This is a genomic window from Bradyrhizobium sp. BWA-3-5 (genome assembly GCF_032917985.1).
Classification (GTDB): Bacteria; Pseudomonadota; Alphaproteobacteria; order Rhizobiales; family Xanthobacteraceae; genus Bradyrhizobium.
In genome coordinates, this window is the sequence record NZ_CP136626.1 from 2,558,933 (window position 1) to 2,574,848 (window position 15,916).

Genomic DNA, 15,916 nt, shown 5'->3' on the forward strand with positions numbered 1-15,916 from the left:
GTGAAACTATTGCCACTTTTTCCTGTTTCGAGGGTGACTCGTTTCAACTCGGGAGCCGGTTGGGCCATGCGCAAGCTACTATTCGCGATCACAGCCACAATGCCAATTGTATTTGTATCCCCGGCAGCCTTGGCGCTACCCGCTGGCCACGTGAATGGCCACGCTCAAGTCAGGGCCGATCTGGTTGAGGTGAAGGGCGGGCACGGCCACGGCCATGGTTGGGGCCGTGGGCACGGCTTTCACCCCTATGGTTGGAGCCGCGGCCGCAAGGTTGGCTGGCGTGGACGCGGTTGCCCTCCCGGTCACTGGAAGAAGGGCTGGTGCTGAAACTGGAGTACCGTAGGGCGGAATGACGAGCTTATTCCGCCCTACTGCCCGCCGGCGACACGACGATTCCTTGACGCCGGAGACGTATGGTGGCGGCAGGCGCGACTACAACGCCCGTGCCGCGTTGCCCTTGAACAGGATCGGGCCGGTCGGCCGTCCGATCGGTGAGCCGCCTTCCGGCTCCAGCGTAATCTCGAACAACTGATCCTGCACGGTTTCCGGCAGCGCCTCGAGGTCGAGCTGCAGCGTGCGCGACTGACCGGTGAGGCCGATCGATTTCGGGCCGACCGCGCGATCCCAGAGGGTCCAGACCTGCAGGGTGCGGCCGGCAGGAACCTCGATCGGCCGTAGCGGTATCAGCTCGACCCGGCCGTTCGAAAACGCGTTGACGATGGCGCCGGCCTCTTTGGTCGTGTCGCTTACCAGCACGGCGACGTAAACCGGTTTGCGCTGGGCGAGTGCGAGCATGTCGTGACGAAGCTGGCGCGACGTCGCCAGCGCGCCGATCATGATCATGGCAAAAACCGCTGCAGCGAAGGCGCCGCCGATACCGAGAGCGCGCCAGAACCGGATGTTGTCCCACAGCGTGGTGCCCCGCAGCGCGGCGCGTGCGGAGGGCAGGGCATCGATCGGCGCGATCTTGGTGGCGTCCGCAATGCGCGACCAGAGCGCCTGACTCGGTGGGGTTTCCTCGGCGGTGAGATCGAGGTCCGCAAGCCGTTCCCGCCACGTGGCGACAGCCTGGGCAAAGGATTGATCGGTTGCGATGCGTTGTTCGGCAGCGGCATGCTCGGCACCGTCAAGCAGGCCCATCACGTAATCGGCGGCCATGTCATTATCGGGGTCGTGCGGGTTCATCCCATGCACTCCTGCAACGCAAACAGGCTGCGCCGCACCCAGCTCTTGACCGTGCCGAGCGGAACCTTGAGCCTTGCAGCCAATTCGCCATGGCTCATGCCGTGGACATAGGCCAGCACCACGACGTCGCGGCGGGGGCGGTCGATCTGCTCCAGACACCGGCGCAGGGCGCTGGTCTCCGGCATTCGCGACAGGGTGGCTTCGCTGTCGACGTCCTGGGCGGCTTCATCCGATGCTTCATAGCGGTGTTCATCGCGGTGAATGCTCAGCGCGCGGTTGCGCACCACTGCATAGAGCCAGCCGCGCGCGCTGCCGCGGCGTGGATCAAAGCCGGCCGCGCCACGCCAAACCCTTATAAAGGCGTCGTGCACCGCCTCTTCGGCAAGGTCCTGCCGAAACAGGATGCGGCGGGCGATGCCGGTCATGCGCGGCGCCTCGCTATCGTAGATCAGGCGCAATGCGGCGCGGTCGCCGGCCGCGCAACGCACGAGCGCGGCGGCAAGCTGCGCCTCACGCTCCTGATCGAGCGCGGCGGGAGCCTGCGCGCTGGCGGTGATAGTGCCATTTCCCGTCATGTCTACGTTCTACCTTGAGATGCGGCATTTGGGTGCATCTGCCGAAAATTATTTTCGATGTGTTGCATCCGTTTAGCCGCGCCGCCGGTACCCGCTGTGTTGGTCCCGAGGGGATCAGGGAATACAGGGAGTCTTACGATGAATTTTCGCTCGATTTTCGCCGCTTCGACGGCGCTATTGCTGTCGTCCGTAGCCGCCAACGCCGCACAGGTCGCGGCCCTGATCGGCGGCGACACCATTGCGATGGTCGACACCGCGCAGAAGAAGGCGACCGGCTCGGTCAAGGTCACCGGCATTTCCGGCGCGCTGGTCGGCATCGACGTCCGTCCGGCCGATGGCCTGCTCTATGGACTGGTCGACGATGGCACCATTGTGACCATCGCAACGGACGGCAAGGCCACGACGAAGTCGAAGCTCGACACTATGCTTGCCAAGGGCGTGGCCGCGACGGTGGACTTCAATCCGGTAGCGGACCGCCTGCGCGTGATGGGCGCGGACGGGATGAACCTGCGCGCCAATGTGGACGACGGCAAGGTGACCAAGGACGGCGACCACAGGTTTGCCGACGGCGACATGCACAAGGGCGAAAAGCCGAACATCATCGCCGGCGCCTACATCAATTCGGTGAAGGGGGCCAAGGAGACGGCGCTGTTCAATATCGACGGCACCATTGGCGGGTTGATCAAGCAGGCGCCGCCGAATGACGGCGTGCTGGGTGCGATCGGCAAGCTCGGCATCAAGGCGGATACCGTGGCGTTCGACATCTGGTCCGACGGCGCCGGCAAGAACGAAGCCTGGCTGCTGGCTGATAGCACGCTTTACAGCGTCGACCTCGCGACCGGAAAGGCAACCGAGGCCGCAAAGATCGCCGGCGTCAGCGGCACGGTCAAGGACATCGCCATCATGGGAATGTAGCCGGGCGCTGCAATCTCGGGGAAGGCCCGGTTCTGCCGGTGGCTGGTGCAGCCGGCAGACCCTTGCGGCGATTTGGGCGCCATCAGGGGGCTCACGCCTTCTTCAGCGTCTCGATCGCATCGCGGACAAATGGATCGAGTCCGGCGCCGCCGCTATCCAGATGGGCGAAGATCGCGTTGCGCATCCGCGGATCCCAGAATTTCCTGATGTGCTCGGCGATTTCAGGCACGGCTTTGTCGTGCCCCTGGCTCTGAAAGAATTTCCCGATCTGGTTGGCCATGTAGATCAGCCGATCAGGCGACATGGGTAACCTCCGCAACGCCGGTATTTTGGGTGAGCGCAATCCGCTCCGGATGGGTGAAGATTTCAAAGCCGTCCGACCGGGCGATGGCCGCGAGCGTGATGCCGGCGGCATCCGCGGTCCGCACCGCCAGCGCCGTCGGTGCCGACACCGCGACCATCAGCGGCGCGCCGATGGCGGCGGTCTTCTGTACCATCTCGACCGAGACGCGACTGGTCAGCAGCACCATGCCCTCGGTGGGGGCAACTGCGACATGCGCCAGCGCGCCCGCGAGCTTGTCGAGCGCATTGTGGCGGCCGACATCCTCGCGCAGCGCCACGATGCCCTGCGCCGGCATCCATAACGCCGCGGCATGCACCGCACGGGTCTGGATGTTGATCTGCTGCAGCACGGTGATGCCAGCCATGGCGGCCATGATCTCGGATGGCGCAAAGCTGCGCCCCTTCGGCACAATCGCGGCGGGACGGACGGCTTCTGCAATCGATTCGATACCGCAAATGCCGCAGCCGGTGGGCCCCGCGATATGCCGCCGTCGCTCATTGACAAGCTCCGCCCTGGAAGGCTTCAGCCACATCCTGAGCTCGATGCCGTCGTTGAGTTCGACGATATCGAGCGTCTCGATTTCGTCTGGCGACTGCACGATGCCTTCGCTGAGGCTGAAGCCGACTGCAAAGTCCCGCAGATCCTGCGGCGTGCCCATCATGACGGCATAGGTGCCGCCATTGTAGGTGAGGGCGATCGCCGTCTCCTCCGGGATCAGGCGCGCGCCTCCTCCCGGCTGGCCGTCGCGCCAGATCCGCCGATCGGCGCTGTAGACCGGACCGTACATGATCACTCCGCGGCTTCCGCAGGCACGATGCGCCGCGAATGGCGGGCCTGCTCGTCATAGGCCTTCTGCCAATCGCTCGGACCATTGGACGGCGAAATCTGCACCGCCGTGACCTTGTATTCCGGGCAGTTGGTGGCCCAGTCGGAGAAGTCCGTCGTGATAACGTTGGCCTGGGTGTCCGGATGGTGGAACGTGGTGTAGACCACGCCCGGAGCCACGCGATCGGTGATCTCCGCGCGCAGCGTGGTCTCGCCGGCGCGGCTTGCCAGCCGCACCCAGTCGCCGTCGCGGACGCCGCGCTGCTCGGCGTCATGCGGGTGGATTTCCAGCCGGTCCTCGCTGTGCCAGATCACGTTGTCGGTGCGACGGGTCTGCGCGCCGACATTGTACTGGCTGAGGATGCGCCCCGTCGTCAGCAGCAGCGGGAATCTCGGACCGGTGCGCTCGTCGGTGGCGACATATTCGGTGATGATGAACTTGCCTTTGCCGCGCACGAAACCGCCGATATGCATCACCGGCGTGCCCTCCGGCGCCTTCTCATTGCAGGGCCACTGCACCGATCCGAGCTCGTCGAGCTTGGCATAGGAGACGCCGGCGAAGGTCGGCGTCAGCGCTGCGATCTCGTCCATGATCTCGGAAGGGTGGTCGTAGCGCATCTCGAAGCCCATCGCCTTGGCAAGCCCGATGGTGACTTCCCAGTCGGCGAGCCCGTTGCGCGGCGTCATCACCTTGCGGACGCGCTGGATGCGGCGCTCGGCATTGGTGAAGGTGCCGTCCTTCTCCAGGAAGGTCGATCCCGGCAGGAACACATGCGCGTAGTTCGCGGTCTCGTTGAGGAAGAGGTCATGCACGATGACGCATTCCATCGATGACAGCGCCGCCACCACATGCTTGGTGTTCGGGTCCGACTGCAGGATGTCCTCGCCCTGCACGTAGAGGCCCATGAAGGTACCTTCGATCGCGGCGTCGAACATGTTGGGAATGCGCAGGCCCGGCTCCGGATTGAGCTTGACGTTCCACATCGCCTCGAACTGGTCGCGCACCGCATCGCCCGAGATGTGGCGGTAGCCCGGCAGTTCGTGCGGGAACGAGCCCATGTCGCAGGAGCCTTGAACGTTATTTTGGCCGCGCAGCGGGTTCACGCCGACGCCGGGACGGCCGATATTGCCGGTTGCCATCGCAAGGTTGGCGATCGCGATCACCGTGGTCGAGCCCTGGCTGTGCTCGGTGACGCCGAGGCCGTAATAGATCGCGCCGTCGCCGCCGGTGGCGAACTGGCGCGCGGCTTCGCGCAGCACCTTGGGATCGACGCCGGTCATGATCGCGGTCGCTTCCGGGCTGTTGTTCGGCAGCGCCACGAAGCTGGCCCAGTCCTCGAACTCGCTCCAGTCGCAGCGCTCGCGCACGAAGGCCTCATCGACCAGGCCCTCGGTGACGATGACATGCGCCAGCGCGGTGAGCACGGCAACGTTGGTGCCGGGCATCAGCGGCAGGTGCAGCGCCTTCATATGCGGCCCTTCGACCATCTCGGTGCGCCGCGGATCGATCACGATCAGCTTTGCGCCTTGCCGCAGCCGCTTCTTCAGCCGCGAGGCGAACACGGGGTGGGCGGAGGCCGGATTGGCGCCGATCACCATCACGACGTCGGTATGCTCGACCGAGTCAAAATCCTGCGTGCCGGCCGAGGTGCCGAAGGTTTGCGACAGGCCGTAGCCGGTCGGCGAGTGGCAGACGCGGGCGCAGGTGTCGACATTGTTGTTGCCGAAGCCGCCGCGGATCAGTTTTTGCACCAGATAGGTTTCTTCATTGGTGCAACGGGAAGAGGTGATGCCGCCGACGGCATCGCGGCCGTATTTCTGCTGAATACCCCTGAACTTGGCCGCCGCGAAATTGAACGCCTCAACCCACGACACTTCGCGCCAGGGGTCCTCGATCCGCTCGCGGATCATCGGCTTGAGGATGCGTTCCTTGTGGGTAGTGTAACCCCAGGCGAAGCGGCCCTTGACGCAGGAATGGCCGCGGTTAGCCTTGCCGTCCTTCCAGGGCACCATGCGCACGACTTCCTCGCCGCGCATTTCCGCCTTGAAGGCGCAGCCGACGCCGCAATAGGCGCAGGTCGTGACCACCGAGTGTTCGGGCTGGCCGATCTCGATGACGGATTTTTCCGTCAGCGTCGCCGTGGGGCAGGCCTGCACGCAGGCGCCGCAGGACACGCATTCGGAGCCGAGGAAGCTTTCGCTCATGCCGGGCGAGACACGGCTGTCGAAGCCGCGCCCCGAGATTGTCAGCGCGAAGGTGCCCTGGACTTCCTCGCAGGCGCGGACGCAGCGCGAGCAGACGATGCATTTCGAGGGATCGTAGGTGAAATACGGGTTGGACTCGTCCTTCGGCATCCAGTGGTCATTATCGCAGCCATGCGACTTGGCGAACACGTGGTTTTCGCCCTCATAGCCGTAGCGCACGTCGCGCAGGCCGACCGCGCCGGCCATGTCCTGTAGTTCACAATCACCGTTGGCGGCGCAGGTCAGGCAGTCCAGCGGATGGTCGGAGATGTAGAGCTCCATCACGCCCTTGCGCAGCTTCTTCAGCCGCTCGGTCTGGGTATGGACGACGAGGCCGTTCATCACCGGCGTGGTGCAGGAGGCCGGCGTGCCGGCGCGGCCCTCGATCTCGATCAGGCAGAGACGGCAGGAGCCGAAGGCATCCACCATGTCGGTCGCGCACAGCTTCGGGATCTGCGTGCCGGCTTCCATCGCCGCGCGCATGATGGAGGTGCCCTCCGGCACCGTGACGCTTTGCCCGTCGATGGTCAGCGTCACCATCGCCTCGGATTTCGAACGGGGCGTGCCGAAGTCGATCTCTTCGATTAAGGACATGGTCGGTCTCCTATTCCGCGGCCTGCAGCGTGGCCGGTGCCGGGCCAAAATCTTCCCGGAAATGCTTCAAGGCGCTCAGCACGGGGTAGGGCGTGAAGCCGCCGAGCGCGCAGAGCGAGCCGAATTTCATGGTGTTGCAGAGGTCCTCGACCACGGCGAGGTTTTCGGAAACGCGCTCGCCATGGATGATCTTGTTGATGGTCTCGACACCGCGGGTCGAGCCGATCCGGCACGGCGTGCACTTGCCGCAGGATTCCAACGCGCAGAACTCCATCGCAAACCGGGCCTGCTTTGCCATGTCGACGCTGTCGTCGAACACGACGATGCCGCCATGGCCGATCAGTCCGTCGCGCGCGGCGAAGGCCTCGTAGTCGAATGGGGTGTCGAACAGGGCGCGCGGGAAGTAGGCGCCGAGCGGGCCGCCGACCTGCACGGCGCGGACGGGGCGGCCGCTTAACGTGCCGCCGCCGATGTCGTCGACGAGTTCGCCGAGCGTGACGCCGAAAGCGGTCTCGAACAGGCCGCCATGCTTGATGTTACCGGCAAGCTGGATCGGCATCGTGCCGCGCGAGCGGCCCATGCCGAAATCGGCGTAGGCTTTGGCGCCGCCGGCGAGGATGAAGGGGATTGCGGCGAATGACAGCACGTTGTTGATCACGGTCGGCCGGCCGAACAGCCCCCTGTGCGCCGGCAGCGGCGGCTTGGCGCGGACGATGCCGCGGCGGCCTTCCAGGCTCTCCAGGAGCGAGGTTTCCTCGCCGCAGACATAGGCGCCGGCGCCGACCCGGACTTCGAGATCAAACGTGTGTTCGGAGCCGACGATGCGCTCGCCGAGGTAGCCGGTGCGCCTAGCGGCCGCGATTGCGGCATTCATCGCCGCCACCGCGTGCGGATATTCGGAGCGGATGTAGATGTAGCCCTTGGTGGCACCGACGGCGATGCCGGCGATCGTCATGCCCTCGATCACGACGAAGGGGTCGCCTTCCATGATCATGCGGTCAGCGAACGTACCGCTATCGCCTTCGTCGGCGTTGCAGACGATGTATTTGCGGTCGGCGCTGGCCTGCGCCACCGTCTTCCACTTGATGCCGGTCGGAAAACCGGCGCCGCCGCGGCCACGCAGGCCCGATACGGTGACGTCGGCAAGGATTTCGTCCGAGGTCAGCGTCAGCGCCCGCTCCAGCCCCTTGTAGCCGTCATGGCTGCGGTAATCGCCGACCGAGCGGGGATCGATCACGCCGCAGCGCGCGAAGGTCAGGCGGGTCTGCCGCTTCAGCCAGGGGATTTCGTCGGTGACGCCGAGCCGCAGCGGATGCGGCGCGCCAGTGGCCACGGCATCGAAGACCGACGGCGCGTCCGCGGCCATTACCGGTCCGAATGCGACGCGGCCTTGCGATGTCGCGACCTCGACCATCGGTTCGAGCCAGTAGAGCCCGCGCGATCCCGTCCTGACGATCTCGACGGGGATGCCCGATATGATCGCGGCTTGCTCCAGCGCGATGGCCACTTCGTCAGCGCCGACAGCAACCGCGCCGGCATCGCGGGATACGAAAATGCGCATCGTCATCGCTGCGCCTCCGCGACCAGCGCATCGAGGCGCGATTCATCGAGGCGTCCGACGACGCGGCCATCAAGCATCGCCGACGGTGCGGTGGCGCACAGGCCGAGGCAATAGATCGGCTCCAGCGTCACGCGGTCGTCCGCCGTGGTGTTTCCGAGCGCGATGCCGAGCTTGGCTTCCGCGCGAGCGGCGAGCGCATCGCCGCCTGCCGCCAGGCACGCTTCGGCGCGGCATAGCTTCAGCACATGGCGGCCGGCCCGCTTGTGGCGGAAATCATGGTAGAAGGTGAACACGCCATGCACCTCGGCGCGCGACAGGCTGAGCGCAGAGGCGATCATCGGAATGGCTGGCTCCGGCACGTAACCGAATGCCTCCTGCATCGCATGCAGGATGACAAGCGTCGCGCCTTCGAGCTTGCCATGCTCAGCGATGATCTCGGCGCCGCGCGCTTCGTTCCAGGGTTCGTATGCCGATGTCATTTCCGCGCTCTCATCAGAGGTTGTGTGCTCCGATGAGTAGGGGAATCGCCGGCAATATCAATAAAGCTGTCTCATGTTGCGATTTCAAAACCCAATCAAGACAAGGACATAGGCAATGCCTATGGGCTGATAGCAGCCGGATCGAGGTTAACGCCCGACTATCGTCATATTCGACAGCGGAGCGCGCCCGCCAGGCCTGACCCGACGGGCGCGTTTGCACATTTCGAAATCACTCAGAAAATGCCGGGCACCAGCATCGCGACCTTTTCGCGATAGCGCCGATACTGATCGCCGAACATCGTCACCAGATCACGCTCTTCGAGATAGATGCCGACGAAGATGTAGGCCGTCGTCACCGCAGCGAATAGCAGGTGGCCGAGCGTCATCGTCGGCGTGCACCAGAACGCGATGATGAAGCCGAGATAGATCGGGTGCCGGATCATGCGATAGAGGCCCGGCGTCTTGAACTTCATGGGTTCGACCATGCGGCCGGCGAAATGTGAGACCACTTGCGTCAATCCGAACAGCTCGAAGTGACTGATGAGGAATGTGCTATAGAGCACGATCAGCCAGCCGACGGCGCCGCCCGCGGTCGCGATGCCGGCGAGGACAGGATTGTCGATATGCCAGACCGCGGAAGGCATCGGCTGCCATTGCCAGAACAAGAGGATCAACGAGAGACTTGCCAGCAGCACGTAGGTGGAACGCTCGATTGCCGATGAGGCAAAGCGCGCGAACAGCCGCTTGAAGCCTTGCCGCGCCATGCCGCTGTGCTGGACGGCGAAGATCGACATCAGCACCAGGTTCGTGAGCAGCGCCTTCATCAACGAAGGCGCCGCGCCGGTGTTGATGTCCTTGGGCACGACGTATTGCGAGACGAAGCCGATCGCGTAGAGGAACGTGCCGAGGAAAATCAGATAGGCGAGACCGCCGTAGCAAAGCGTGAGCAATCTCGTCGCGAAAGAAGCCGCGGTGGGATTGCTTGGTCCATGGTGCAGAGTAATCGACATTTACTATCTCCTTCCGTTTGAAATGGTGATGTCTGGCAATGATCTTGGTCAGCAAGGGCGCCGCCTGCGGAGCTCTGCCGCTTTTTCGACGACGCGATCGAGTGGGCCGCGATAGATGCGCGCTTGATTGAGCCTGCGGCCCTCGAGGCGGCGCGACGCGCACAGCCTGGTCTGCTGCTCACGATAGGCGGTGGTCGCAGCAGCCCAATGCTCGAACAATCGCCACAGGCGCCCGGACGTGGGGCCTTGCGGCATCAAGCCTTCTGGCGAGGCATTGGAATTGGTGAGATCAAGCAGGCGGGTCATGCGCCGTCTCCGGTTGAATGAGCGTTGACCCGTCTGTAGATTGAGATCTTCCTGCAAGCTTGGCGGAGACCTTCAGAAGACCTTGGTTTTTCCTTCCTGAAGCGGTTGTTTTTGCTCAATTTGTTTCATTGATTTCTCTGGTGGTTGCGAGGGCACGGATCGCATTAACATCAGTAGAGGTGGTAATGCAGTACCGATTTGCCGAGTTCGAGCTTGACCTTAGCCAGCAGGAGCTGCGTCGGCTTGGCGAATCCGTGCATATCGAGCCTCAGGTATTCGACCTCATCGTGCACCTCGTGCGTAACCACGACCGCATCGTCAGCAAGGACGAGCTGATCGACACTGTCTGGAACGGGCGGATCATTTCGGAAGCGGCGCTTTCCAGCCGCATCAATGGTGCTCGCCGCGCGCTTGGCGACAACGGAACCGATCAGCTCTTCATCCGGACACTGCACAAGCGCGGTTTTCGTTTCATCGGCGATGTTCAGGCCGTCAGCACGCCGGAAGTCGATGTGGAAGCTGCGCCGCTTATTCCCGATACGAAACCGGCCGATCCTCCCGCCCGGGTTTCGGTATCGGCTGAAGTGTCCCGCCTCGATGACATCGTATCGGAATCGGTGAAGGCCGAGGCCAACACGCGGCCGTCGATCGCGGTGTTGCCGTTCGGGAATATGTCCGACGATTCGGAAAACGACTATTTCAGCTATGGGCTGACCGAGGACATCATTCGCCTCCTGGCGCGCAACCGGTGGCTTTCAGTGATCTCGCGTCACTCGACCGTCGCATTCCAGGGCAGGGCCGTCGATGCCCGCGAAGTCGGTGAGCTGCTTGGCGTCCGCTATGTGATGGTCGGCAGCGTTCGCAAGAGCCGGGATGCGGTGCGAATCACGGCCGAGCTCGTCCGCGCGGCCGACGGCAAGCAGCTCTGGGCCGACAAATACGACCTGCAGCTCGAGGATATCTTCGATATCCAGGAGGAGATGGCCCGCCAGATCGCCGCCACGATCGAGCCGGAGCTGTCGAAAGTCGAGCAGCAGCTCGCTGCGCGCAAGGCGCCGGAAAGCCTCGACGCCTGGGATTGCTACCAGCGAGGCCTGTGGAACCTGTGGCGCTTCACCACGCCGGGGTTCGACTTGGCCGAGGAATATTTCCAGCGCGCGGTCGATGCCGATCCGAATTTTGCGCGCGGCCATGGCGCACTCAGCTATGTCAATCTGCAGCGTGCCTTTATCGACGAGCCGAAGGACCGTGCGGCGCGGCTGGAGACGGCGCTGCGCCAGGCCCGTCATTCGGTGGCGCTGGATGAGCTTGATTGTTTTTGCCACTGCGCCCTTGGACGCGCTTTGTGCCTGACCCACCAGAACGACGAGGCGCTGGCGGCGCTCGACGTCTCGCTGGAACTCAATCCGAGTTTTGCGCAGGCTTATTTCGCGCAAGGCTTCAACATGTTGTGGTATGGGCGGGAGATCGAGGCGGAAACGCTGCTCGATCGCGCGACCATGCTGAGCCCGCGCGATAGCCATCTTTCCGCGTTCCACCACGTCCGCTCCTGGGCGCACTTTTCGCTCGGGGAGTACGACATCGCGGTTGAGTTCGCCCGGCGGGCAACCCGGCAACCCAACGTCACCTATCAGGCCTTTGCGACGCTTGCCGCTTCGCTCGGCCTGCTCGGTGACGCAACGCAGGCGAAAGCGGCGGTCGCCGAGCTTCTGCAGCGCAAGCCGAACTACAGCGCCGGAACGGCGCGGCAGGAATTCTTCTTCTGCAACGATGTCGGCTTTATCGATCGCTTCGTCGAAGGGCTGCGCGTGGCCGGCATACCGAAAGCCGGGCGGCCCGCGGCCCCATGATCACGGCTGCGGGCCGGACAGGTTCATCTCACGCTCGGCCCGGAACACGTTGCTGTAAAGATTTGCAATCCACTGCCGCCCCCTTGAGGTGACGTTGAGATAGCGGATGGCTGTCTGGATCTGCGGCGCCACGTTGTTCCAGTAGAACTGCGGATATTTGTAGACGACATCAGCCGGCGTCTCATAGCCAAGTTGCTTGGTCAGGCCGATCTCGAGGAATTCATAGAAAAGCGCGTTCGATTTCTTCAGGTAGTTGGGGTCGCCGAGCTGCCCGATGAGGTCGGCCGCACGCAGCAGCAGTCCTTCCTCATCGACCAGATCGTCGCCCGAGGTTTCCGGGTAGGGAAAGCGGGTATATTCGATTGCCCCGGCAATCCGGCTGGCGTCGACCTCCTCAGTGTCGAGGCGTTCGAAGACGAACAGCTTTGAGCGGTCCACATGGTAGGGCGCCAGCGAAGCATCGGACGAGCCTCTCGGCAGGCGAATGGTTCGGCCGCTGAGATCTGCGACATAGGACTCGCCGTCATCTCCCTGAACCGTTCCTCTGACATATCCGATGTCGTGGGTCAGGCACGCCAGGATGAAATTGGCGTAGTCGTCGGGCGTCGTCGGCCGCAGCACCGCCCGTCCCATCAGGATATCGTGACCGGCCAAGGTGACGAGCAGGGTATGCTCGACGTTGTGATAAAGCGCATCGCTGTTGCCGATGCATTCCAGCGTGAGGCGGGCGGCATAGGGCAAGAACTCGGCCAAGCGGGCTTGGGAGGCGCCGAATCGACTCTTGGTTTCCAAGGTGAGAAACGATCCGAGGGCTTGCGCTACCAGTTCCGGAATTGTGATCATCCGAACCCCCATATCGGCGTGCGACGTCGCAGGACAAAGCGGGTATCGATGCGCGCATGATACCACGTTGCCGGAGGCCCCGCGCGCGTTCCTGCGTCGTGATGATCGGCCCGCCGGGGCTGGGGGCCAAAATCAAGATTATCTGCAGATTATCTGAATATTGGCTCTAAGCGCCGAAAGCCGGGCTGTGCCATGCTGGCGGCATGAAACGACGCGATTTCATTGCATTGATGGGGGCTGCGCTCGCCTGTCCGGCCACTGCACTGGGGCAGGACCGGGCGCGGGTTTACCGCATCTACTGGCTTTCCACGCAAGCCCAGCCCGATCCGTTCCTGGACGGGTTTCGGGAGGGATTGCGCGCGAAGGGCTATGTCGAGGGCAGGAACGTCGTCCTTGAACTGCATTATGCGATCGGTAATCCGCAGGCGCTGCGCGAAGTGGCTTCCGAACTCAGGCGCGGCAAGGTCGACCTGGCGGTATCGAGCGGCCCGGCGACACGGGCGATGACGGCAGTCGCGGAAGTGCCTGTCCTGTTTGCCCTGAGCGGCGACCCCGTGGAACTGGGTCTCGTCAAGAGCCTGGGTGAGCCGGGCGGCAATTTCACCGGCTCGACCTTCCTGTCGCTGGAACTGGCAGGAAAGCGGGTTGAGCTGTTGAAGGAGGTGCTTCCGAACCTGCGCAAGCTTGCGGTGTTTTCGAACGCCAATCATCCGGGCGAGCAGTCGGAATGGCGCGCGACCAGGGAGGCTGCTCAAAAGCTCGGGATCGAGCCGATCTACGTTCCTTTCTCCGGCGCAGGCGAGCTCGACGCTGCGCTTGAGAAGGTGGGAGGCGTCAACGCGGAAGCTTTGCTGGTCTTCCCGGACGTCCTCACGATGGTGCACCGGGCCAAGATCGCTGACTTCGCCATCGCGCATCGGCTGCCTTCGATGTTCGGCTGGAGCGAGTATTGCGATGCCGGCGGCCTGTTGAGCTACGGCGCCAACCAGCGCGCGACCTATTTCTGGCTCGCGACTTACGCCGACCGGATCCTGCGCGGCGAAAAGCCTGCGGACCTGCCGGTATTTCAGCCCACCAGATTCGAACTGGTGGTGAATCTAAGAACCGCCGAGCGGCTTGGCATTGACCTCGACAAATCCTCCATCCTGTTTCGAGCCAATCGGGTGATCGAATGAGGCGGGCACGTCCGATATTGGTGTGCGGCTTGTGTTGTCGGACCTTGCTCCGGTGACCCGTCCGCGCCCCTCCCTGTTCTTCAAATATTTCATCACATTGTTCGTCGCGGTGGTGGTGCCCCTCGTGCTTGGCGCGATCACCGAAGCGTGGTTCGCCTTTCGGGACAATCGGCTCTATCTCAACGAGATCCTTCAGGTCGAGGCGCGCTCGGCCGCCGAACGTATCCAGGCGTTCACTGATGGAATTCGCGATCAGCTCGGCTGGGTCGTGCAGTTTCCCTGGACGGAAGGTGAGGACGATCGGCGCCGGATCGATGGATTGCGCTTGCTGCAACAGGTGCCGGCGATTGTTTCGCTCTCGATGATCGACCCGAATGGCACCGAACGCGTTTTCGTCTCCCGCGTCAGCATGAACCGAACCGGGCGCGGCGCCGATATGTCGGAGGCCCCCGCGGTGATCGGCGCGCGCGCCAACCGGGTTTGGTATGGGCCGGTGCACTATCGTCGCGATTCCGAGCCCTATATGCAGATCGCGGTCGCCGGCAACCGCGCTGCGGCCGGCGTCGTGGTGGCCGATATCAACCTGAAACTGATCTGGGACATCATCGCAGCAATAAAGATCGGCGACACCGGTCATGCCCTTGTGCTCGATGACGCGGGGCGCCTGATTGCCCATCCCGACATCAGCCTGGTTCTGCGCAGCGGAGCAGGGGCAGGGGACCTCAACCGGCTGAAGTCTGCGGTCAGCGAAGCCAATGGATCGGCGGTCTCCACCACCGGCGAGGACGGCAACTCGGTTGTTGCCTTGGCGGTGCGTGCCCCCAATGTGGGTTGGACGGTAATTGCCGAACAGCCGGTTCTGGAGGCGTATGAGTCGATCCGGGCCGCGTTGTGGCGCTCCGCGATCCTCATCTTCATCGGTATCGTTTTCTCGCTGGTGCTCGCCTATTGGCGCGCATGCCGCATGTGGGGACCGATCCGGCAGCTTGAAAACGGCGTGGAGCGGATCGGCATGGGACAGTTCGACCATCGCATCACGATCCAGAGCCGCGACGAACTGGAGCAACTGGCGGTGCGATTCAACCAGATGGCGGAGGAGCTCGGGACGTCGCAGCAGAAGTCCGAGCGCATCAATCGGCTCAAGCAATTCCTTGCGCCGCAGGTGGCTGAACTGGTCGAGCATTCCGACCCGCGGCTGCTGGATGGGCAGCGGCGAGAGGTGGTCGCCATCTTCGGCGATCTCAGGGGCTTCACGGCGTTCTCCGCGCGTGCCGAGCCGGATGCCGTTCTCGCCGTGCTGCGGCAGTACTATGAGGCTATCGGCGCCGTGACGGCCCGGCATGAAGCCACCCTGATCCGCTTTGCCGGTGACGGGGTGATGGTCCTCGTCAATGCACCCGTCACTTGCGAGAACCCGGCCGATCGGGGCGTTCGGCTGGCCATCGACATGCAGGCCGCGGTGCAATCGCTGGCCGGCACCTGGTCCGCGGGCGGCTCTGCAATCGGCTTTGGCGTCGGCGTCGCGATGGGACCCGCCGCCGTCGGAACGTTGGGCTATCAGGGACGCCTCGACTACACGGCCATTGGAAATGTCGTCAACCTGGCGTCGCGTCTCTGCAGCCTGGCCGGTGACGGGCAGGTCTTGCTGGATAGCGAGGTCCATGAGCGGGTCGGGAATGGCTTTGATCTCGCCTCGATCGGGGAGCGGACCATCAAGGGCTATGATCGCGCGCTGGAGATTTTCGCCGTGATCGGCAGGGACATGCCCGCGTCAGCGGGCCTTGCAGGCCCTGATGGACGATCAGATTTGGAGCGACCGCGTCAAGGTTTGGCGCTGGCGGAGACAACGTAGCAACCGCCCGTGTTGCCGAGGCGAGCAGTGACCTGCATCGGCTGATAAGGTTGGGCAATCGGGTGATATGAGAGCCGAATTACCCCGAAAATCCAGCGGTCCGGAACGCTGTTTTTGAAGTTTGGGCTATCCTGAGGCCGTGCTATTTCTGCTCCTCCT

The 15,916-nt window shown here is 63.6% G+C and carries 14 protein-coding genes; 4 read left to right on the top strand and 10 right to left on the bottom strand.

Annotation, left to right across the window (positions count from 1 at the left end):
* Window positions 1–432 precede the first annotated feature (432 nt).
* Window positions 433–1,185 (bottom strand): anti-sigma factor domain-containing protein, encoded by a 753-nt coding sequence (locus RX331_RS12140; protein ID WP_317256790.1) that lies wholly within the window; start codon window positions 1,183–1,185, stop codon window positions 433–435.
* Entirely contained in the window at window positions 1,182–1,760 is a 579-nt protein-coding gene (locus RX331_RS12145) for a sigma-70 family RNA polymerase sigma factor (RefSeq protein WP_317256791.1), read from the bottom strand. Before RX331_RS12145 ends, RX331_RS12140 begins: the two co-directional genes overlap by 4 nt.
* A gap of 138 nt (window positions 1,761–1,898) precedes the next feature.
* Between RX331_RS12145 and RX331_RS12150 the strand changes: the two genes are divergently transcribed.
* On the top strand, window positions 1,899–2,675 hold the full coding sequence (locus tag RX331_RS12150) for a DUF4394 domain-containing protein (RefSeq protein ID WP_317256792.1): 777 nt from the start codon (window positions 1,899–1,901) through the stop codon (window positions 2,673–2,675).
* 91 nt (window positions 2,676–2,766) lie between these two features.
* Here the strand turns inward: RX331_RS12150 and RX331_RS12155 are convergent, their stop codons facing one another.
* The 7 genes from RX331_RS12155 to RX331_RS12185 form a co-directional block, all read right to left on the bottom strand.
* On the bottom strand, window positions 2,767–2,979 hold the full coding sequence (locus RX331_RS12155) for a formate dehydrogenase subunit delta (protein ID WP_317256793.1): 213 nt from the start codon (window positions 2,977–2,979) through the stop codon (window positions 2,767–2,769).
* Complete coding sequence (gene fdhD / locus RX331_RS12160; RefSeq protein ID WP_317256794.1) at window positions 2,969–3,805, bottom strand: formate dehydrogenase accessory sulfurtransferase FdhD; 837 nt, start codon at window positions 3,803–3,805, stop codon at window positions 2,969–2,971. The genes RX331_RS12155 and fdhD overlap by 11 nt, the downstream gene beginning before the upstream one ends.
* Window positions 3,806–3,807: 2 nt before the next feature.
* A complete protein-coding gene (gene fdhF / locus RX331_RS12165; RefSeq protein ID WP_317256795.1) occupies window positions 3,808–6,681 on the bottom strand; it encodes a formate dehydrogenase subunit alpha in 2,874 nt (957 codons plus the stop codon).
* Between the two features lie 10 nt (window positions 6,682–6,691).
* Entirely contained in the window at window positions 6,692–8,248 is a 1,557-nt protein-coding gene (locus RX331_RS12170) for an NADH-quinone oxidoreductase subunit NuoF (RefSeq protein WP_317256796.1), read from the bottom strand.
* Window positions 8,245–8,721, bottom strand: a complete 477-nt coding sequence (locus tag RX331_RS12175; protein WP_317256797.1) for a formate dehydrogenase subunit gamma — start codon at window positions 8,719–8,721, stop codon at window positions 8,245–8,247. Before RX331_RS12175 ends, RX331_RS12170 begins: the two co-directional genes overlap by 4 nt.
* Window positions 8,722–8,954: 233 nt before the next feature.
* The gene (gene mddA, locus RX331_RS12180; RefSeq protein ID WP_317256798.1) at window positions 8,955–9,731 is read right to left on the bottom strand and encodes a methanethiol S-methyltransferase; all 777 of its coding nucleotides are present in this window, start codon (window positions 9,729–9,731) and stop codon (window positions 8,955–8,957) included.
* A gap of 48 nt (window positions 9,732–9,779) precedes the next feature.
* On the bottom strand, window positions 9,780–10,037 hold the full coding sequence (locus RX331_RS12185; protein WP_317256799.1) for a hypothetical protein: 258 nt from the start codon (window positions 10,035–10,037) through the stop codon (window positions 9,780–9,782).
* Window positions 10,038–10,222: 185 nt separating this feature from the next.
* Here RX331_RS12185 and RX331_RS12190 point away from each other — a divergent pair, with 185 nt between their 5' ends.
* Window positions 10,223–11,887 (top strand): winged helix-turn-helix domain-containing tetratricopeptide repeat protein, encoded by a 1,665-nt coding sequence (locus tag RX331_RS12190; RefSeq protein ID WP_317256800.1) that lies wholly within the window; start codon window positions 10,223–10,225, stop codon window positions 11,885–11,887.
* Here RX331_RS12190 and RX331_RS12195 read toward each other — a convergent pair whose 3' ends face one another.
* Window positions 11,888–12,730, bottom strand: coding sequence for an HD domain-containing protein (locus RX331_RS12195; protein WP_317256801.1), 843 nt, complete (start codon window positions 12,728–12,730; stop codon window positions 11,888–11,890). It abuts the gene before it with no gap.
* A gap of 203 nt (window positions 12,731–12,933) precedes the next feature.
* Here RX331_RS12195 and RX331_RS12200 point away from each other — a divergent pair, with 203 nt between their 5' ends.
* Window positions 12,934–13,905, top strand: coding sequence for an ABC transporter substrate-binding protein (locus tag RX331_RS12200; RefSeq protein WP_317256802.1), 972 nt, complete (start codon window positions 12,934–12,936; stop codon window positions 13,903–13,905).
* A gap of 52 nt (window positions 13,906–13,957) precedes the next feature.
* Window positions 13,958–15,757: an adenylate/guanylate cyclase domain-containing protein gene (locus RX331_RS12205; RefSeq protein ID WP_317256803.1), complete on the top strand. Its 1,800-nt coding sequence runs from the start codon at window positions 13,958–13,960 to the stop codon at window positions 15,755–15,757.
* The last annotated feature ends 159 nt before the right edge of the window (window positions 15,758–15,916 follow it).